Raw genomic sequence first — 5453 nt, forward strand, 5'->3', positions numbered from 1 at the left:
TCCTGCGCGGCAGGAGCGTCCGGCCACAGCGGCGCAATGGCATGCGAGGGAGCCGGGGCGGACTGCGCCATGGTCCAAATGCGGTCCATGTCGGTGTTCTCGCGCATGATGCGGGCGAGGTTGCTGAGGATGTCCTCCTGCCCGGCGTACTCGCGGTTGGAGACAAGACCCATGTGGCGCTCCGGAATGGGGTCCGGCGAAATTTTGGGCAGCGCGCCAAGGACGGGCACGTCCGTGTAGTGCTCTATGGCGGAGCGGAGAATAGCGCGGTGGCGCGGCCCTGCTGTGCGGTTGAGGATAACGCCGCCAAGGCGGACACCGGGCTCAAACCCGGAGATGCCAGCAACCACAGCCGCGGCGGTGCGGGTCATCTTCGTGCAGTCGAGGGAGAGGAGAACAGGCGTTTCCAGTGCGCGCGCCACGGAGGCCGTGGAGCATGAGCCTTCGGTGTCCATACCGTCAAACAGCCCGCGGTTTCCCTCAAGGATGGCGACATCGGCCCCGGCGGCGCGGTCCCAAAAGAGCGAGCGCATAGTGTCCTCGCTCATGAAGAACGGGTCGATGTTGGCGCAGATGCCGCGTGCGGCAAGGCCCAGCCACACGGCGTCGATATAGTCCGGGCCTTTTTTGAACGGGGCCACGGTGCGCCCGGCTTCTGCCCACGCACGGGCGAGGCCGAGGGAATTTATGGTCTTGCCGGCGCCGCCGGACAACCCGGAGACGACAAGACGCGCAAGGGAGGGCGTGGTCACGGGAGAACTCCTAAAACAAAGCCGATCCTTCGGAGCCGCGCAAAAGAGCGGCCCGGAGAATCGGCTTGAAAATCGGTCACTGCACCTCTGGGAGGCACAAGCACCATGGTCTGCATAGGCTTGCAGAGCAGGAGGCCGAAAGGCTTAGCCTTCTTCGTGCTCGGCTTCTTCCTGCTTGCCGGCGCCTTTCAGGCCGTACATGGTGGTGGAACCAGAAGACCAGTACACGAGGGTCTCGTCCTTGATCAAAGCGGTGAGGATTTTCTTGACCTCACGGGCCTTGGCATCAGGGAAGACCTTCAGAAAGTCATTGAAGTAGAACTTGGTCTTCTTCTTGGATTCGCAGAATTCAACAATCTGCTGTTTGGCTTCAGCTACGTCGAGAGCCATAAAGCACCTCTCCTAGGTAATTGGGGCGTGGACCGAAGTCCACGCCCCTGTTGTCAAGCGTGTTTTACCACTTGAAGTTCGAGGTCTGGCGCCAGGTGTAGTAGGCGTGATCGCGGAAGTCGTCGATCAGGTGTTCGGAGAACTCCAGGCCACAAGCTTCAAAGAAGCGTTCCCAACCGATGCGCTCGGCCCAGTCGCCCAGACGCTCGTACTTACGAGCACCGTTGCGGTAGGCTTCCACCATCTGACGCATCACCTTGGCCAGGGAAGGCCAGCGGGGAGGCTCATTGGGGATGAATGCAACAACAACCTTGGAGAACTTGGGGTTGCTGATACGGTTGGAGATCTTACCACCAGCCATGATGACCAGGCCGTCGCCTTCCTTATCGGAAAGCGGCAGGGAGGGACACATGGTGTAGCAGTTACCGCAGAACATGCAGCGTTCCTGCTTGATGGCAACGGTCTTCACGGTGCGGCCGTCTTCAAGCTCGTGCTTGGAGGGACGGATAGCGCCGGTGGGGCAAGCGGCAACGGCCAGCGGGATCTCGCACAGGTTGTCGAGGTACTCGTGGTCGATGATCGGGGGCTTGCGGTGGTAGCCGAGGATGGCGATGTCAGAGCAGTGCACCGCGCCGCACATGTTCAGGCAGCAAGCCATAGCAATGCGCAGGGGAGCGGGCATGTTGTGAGCACCGAACTCCTCGAAGAGTTCGTCCATGACGACCTTAACGGTACCGGAAGCGTCCGTTGCGGGGGTGTGGCAGTGCACCCAACCCTGCGTGTGGACGATGTTGGTGATACCGGCGCCGGTGCCGCCAACGGGGAACTTGTAAGAGCCACCGTCGAACTTACGGCTGTTCAGGTCTTCCTTGAGCTTCTTAGCGGTCTCAAGGTCTTCAACCATGAACTCGACGTTACTACGGGTGGTCCAACGGACGTAACCGTCGCAGTACTTGTCAGCGATGTCGCAGATCTCGCGAACGTAGGTCACGGAGCAGAGGCGGGCGCAGCCGACACGCACGGTGTAGACTTCGTCGCCACTCTCGGCCTTGTGCATGAGAAGACCGGGCTCGATGATCTCATGGTACAGCCAGGTGCCTTTGTTCTTGGCGATGACCGGCGGCAGGAACTGTTCGTATTTGCGAGGACCGATATCACTGATACGGTCTTCCATCGGTTTGTCGGGATTGTAACCAGCGGAAATGAATGCCATTGTGTAAACCCCCTATCTCTGGTGTCTCTTGCGGTATTCGTTGATGTCGCGATCCCAACCGCCTTCGACGTCCTCTTCTTTCCAGAAGATGTAGGGGTTGGAACGGGGTTCCTGCACGTGGCGAGGATCGGCCTTGATACCGGCGACTTCCAGCAGCTTGGGGAAGCCCTGGCGCTTGATGGTCTCACCAATGCGCTCACGGTTCTTGCCTTCTTCCATCCACCAATCCCACAGGTTTTCGACAACTTCCTTAACTTCGTCAAAGGGCTCTTCGACCTTGACGAAGGGAACCAGGAGGGAGCCCATCTGTGCGCCATCGAGAATCGGAGCCTTAGCGCCGATGAAGATGGATGCGCCGCGCTCGTCACCGATGTGCAGTGCGCGGGGCATGGTGTTGATGCAGTGCATGCAGCGGTAGCATTCCTTGTTGTCGATAGACAGCTTGGAACCGTCCCAGCTCATGCAGCCGGTAGGACAGAGGTCAACGACTTCCTTCTGGATGTCGAACTTGCCCCAGTCGCGACCGGAGTGAGCGCCTGCGTTAGGCATGATCTCACCAGCAACGTAGCCCTTAACGGCTTCCTGGTCGATCTTGATGTCGTCTTTCCAAGTACCGATGACGGAGAAGTCGGAGCGAGCGATGGACGCAACGCAGCCGTTCGGGCAGCCGTCAAACTTGAACTTGAACTTGTAGGGGAACGCCGGGCGGTGCAGCTCGTCCTGGTATTCCAGGGTCATGTTGTAGCTGAGCTCCTGCGTGTCGTAACACGCAAACTCACAGCGGGACTGACCGAGACAAGCAGCCGGGGTACGCAGGTTGGAGCCGGAGCCACCAAGGTCGGTGTTCAGCTCGTGCGTCAGGGTGTAGAAGATCTCCTCAAGCTGAGGAGTCGTGGTACCCAAGAACACGATGTCACCGGTGGAGCCGTGCATGTTGGTCAGACCGGAACCGCGGAAGTCCCACAGATCCATGAGCTGGCGCAGGTAGTCGGTCTTGTAGTACTTTGCAGCGGGCTGGTTCACACGAACGGTGTGGAAGTGAGCAACGCCGGGGAACTTCTCAGGCTGGTCAGCATAACGGCCGATGACACCACCGCCGTAGCCGAACACGCCGACGATGCCGCCGTGCTTCCAGTGAGTTTCGCCATCCTCGTAGGACATTTCGAGAATACCAAGCAGGTCGTCGCATGCGTCGACCGGAATCTGGTACTCAACGTTGTCGGGGTTGGCGTGGCGGCGCTCGGCCTCCTGTTTGATGTCGGACACAAAGCTAGGCCAGGGCCCAGATTCTAATTGGTCCAACAATGGGGTTGCATGTTTTGCCATTCTTTTACCTCCATTGTCTTTGAATGTGGTTCAGCCTCATCAACACGAGCCGCCCGCGAACCAAAAAAGCGCATCACAGCACCTTTTCCCTGCCGTTCGCGCTTCGCCGAAACATGGCGGCGGCATTCACACGTCGTGAACGTATTCACATTCTCATAAATAATCCTAAGCGACGCTAGGAAGATTCCCAACCTTTGTCAACCCAAAATGCCCGTACAGATTGGACAATCAACACGAATTTTCTACGGTCTTTTGCACCCGCAACATAGGGTGTTGCGGACTTATTCCGGCGATGCACCCAACGCATTTCGTCCCAAACCTCTTGTACAACGAATCCTGTACAACGCAATTCTTTTTCTTGTCGCGTCCATTGCGGACCCAAAACCGTTTCGTGACAGACGCGTCACAGCACACCGAAATTCCACCGCACTTCGAAAGTTTTTCGCGCCGTGCGACTTGAATGTGCAATCCTGCTCTTACGCCGCCCACAAACCCCACCAGCCCACTCGACATCGTAGTGCCGCAGTCTGACGAAGTCGCCACCACCGCAATTATTCCTCAAGCTCATTATTGCACCCCAGAACATTGTCATCAAAAAAGCGGGGATGGAGTTTCCTCCATCCCCGCCCGATTGGCAGTGTGGTGCTGGTTACGAATAGAGCTCGGTTTCCAGCCAGTTGCGAATTTCGCCATTGAGGGGGTAGACGCCCTTGTTGCCGCCCACCTCGTCCTGGAAGCGCCGCCCCATGCCATCGGGGACGACCAAACAGGCGAGGTCTTCTGCGCCTTCGGAGTTGCGCCGGACCAGACAGACCTTGGGCTTGTCCTCCCAGTTGTACACCACGAAATAGTTGGAATAATCGTTCTTGGAACGCACACGGTTTTCGTAGCTGCCACCGTAGCCGGTGTTGCCCCACTCAAGGTACAGCGCAACGGCGTCCGCGGGCTCCATTTCCCAATCTATTTCCAAGTCACGAAATCTCTTCAGCATTCCCATGGTGTCCTCCTTTTGGCCATCATCCTGTGGTGCGCCCCTGCGGCGGACCAGGCGAGGACGGCCTCTCTCGCCTTGTGGTGTCAGGCGGCCTTGCGGCCGCCCCAGACGGATATCTCCAGTCGTGTGAATACTTTCGCCTCCCTATGAGGCACCCCGAAAGGGGATGACGGCTTTCGCGTTTTCGTCATGTTTTTAATAGTAATCGTTACCAATAAGAAGTCAACCATTTTTGCCTGCTCCCAACACGAAAAAAACCGCCCTCCGCTTGTTCCTGATTTCCCAAGAGCGCTGTGCGCCGTTCGGCCACGAAATCACAAACCACCCTTTTCCGGGTCCACTGAGGTGCCCGGAGACACAGACGAGTCCCCTTCCATTAACGTCCACACACCAAAGGGACCGAACACCAGCCCCTGCACGCTACAACAAGCCGGAGGATGCAGCGCTCCAACGCCCTACAATGGCCCTACGCGTTCCCTTCTGCGGTGCGCATTATGCACGGCCTGCACCCCACCACCCGCGCACCATTCGCCATTCAGACCCGGCCCCTGCTTCCCCTTCCTTTCGCGGGCCTTGCCCGTCACACGCCCCGCTCATGCACGCCTTTTCGCGTTAGTGATGCCATGCCCCTTACGCAGGACGCCGCCTCTGCGCGCCCTACGCCCCGTCCCCATCGCCTCCCCGGCGAAGCGCTACCGGCAGAACAGCACGCAAGCCCTGCCGCACACGCAAAAGCGCCCCCGCAGCAGATGCTGCGGGGGCGCTGGAATGCGTCATA

The 5453-nt window shown here is 58.7% G+C and carries 5 protein-coding genes; all 5 read right to left on the bottom strand.

Translation table 11 applies throughout. The features are described from left to right. Window positions 1-752 (bottom strand): nucleotide-binding protein (locus tag ACY69P_RS13625; RefSeq protein WP_462327868.1); only part of this gene is annotated, 752 nt, incomplete at its 3' end. Window positions 753-896: 144 nt separating this feature from the next. Beyond that, on the bottom strand, window positions 897-1142 hold the full coding sequence (locus ACY69P_RS13630) for a dissimilatory sulfite reductase D family protein (protein ID WP_459900555.1): 246 nt from the start codon (window positions 1140-1142) through the stop codon (window positions 897-899). 64 nt (window positions 1143-1206) lie between these two features. Then, complete coding sequence (dsrB, locus tag ACY69P_RS13635) at window positions 1207-2355, bottom strand: dissimilatory-type sulfite reductase subunit beta (RefSeq protein ID WP_404843755.1); 1149 nt, start codon at window positions 2353-2355, stop codon at window positions 1207-1209. A 12-nt stretch (window positions 2356-2367) separates the two neighbouring features. After that, the gene (gene dsrA, locus ACY69P_RS13640) at window positions 2368-3681 is read right to left on the bottom strand and encodes a dissimilatory-type sulfite reductase subunit alpha (RefSeq protein ID WP_462327869.1); all 1314 of its coding nucleotides are present in this window, start codon (window positions 3679-3681) and stop codon (window positions 2368-2370) included. A 649-nt stretch (window positions 3682-4330) separates the two neighbouring features. Next, a complete protein-coding gene (locus ACY69P_RS13645) occupies window positions 4331-4672 on the bottom strand; it encodes a DVU0772 family protein (protein ID WP_459900551.1) in 342 nt (113 codons plus the stop codon). Window positions 4673-5453 lie beyond the last annotated feature (781 nt).

The sequence above is a fragment of the Desulfobaculum sp. genome (assembly GCF_054921475.1).

Excerpts from the sequence above, each read along its gene's own strand:
- dsrB (WP_404843755.1), bottom strand. The coding sequence starts at position 2,355 with ATGGCATTCATTTCCGCTGGTTACAATCCCGACAAACCGATGGAAGAC.
- dsrA (WP_462327869.1), bottom strand. The coding sequence starts at position 3,681 with ATGGCAAAACATGCAACCCCATTGTTGGACCAATTAGAATCTGGGCCC.
- ACY69P_RS13630 (WP_459900555.1), bottom strand. The coding sequence starts at position 1,142 with ATGGCTCTCGACGTAGCTGAAGCCAAACAGCAGATTGTTGAATTCTGC.
- ACY69P_RS13645 (WP_459900551.1), bottom strand. The coding sequence starts at position 4,672 with ATGCTGAAGAGATTTCGTGACTTGGAAATAGATTGGGAAATGGAGCCC.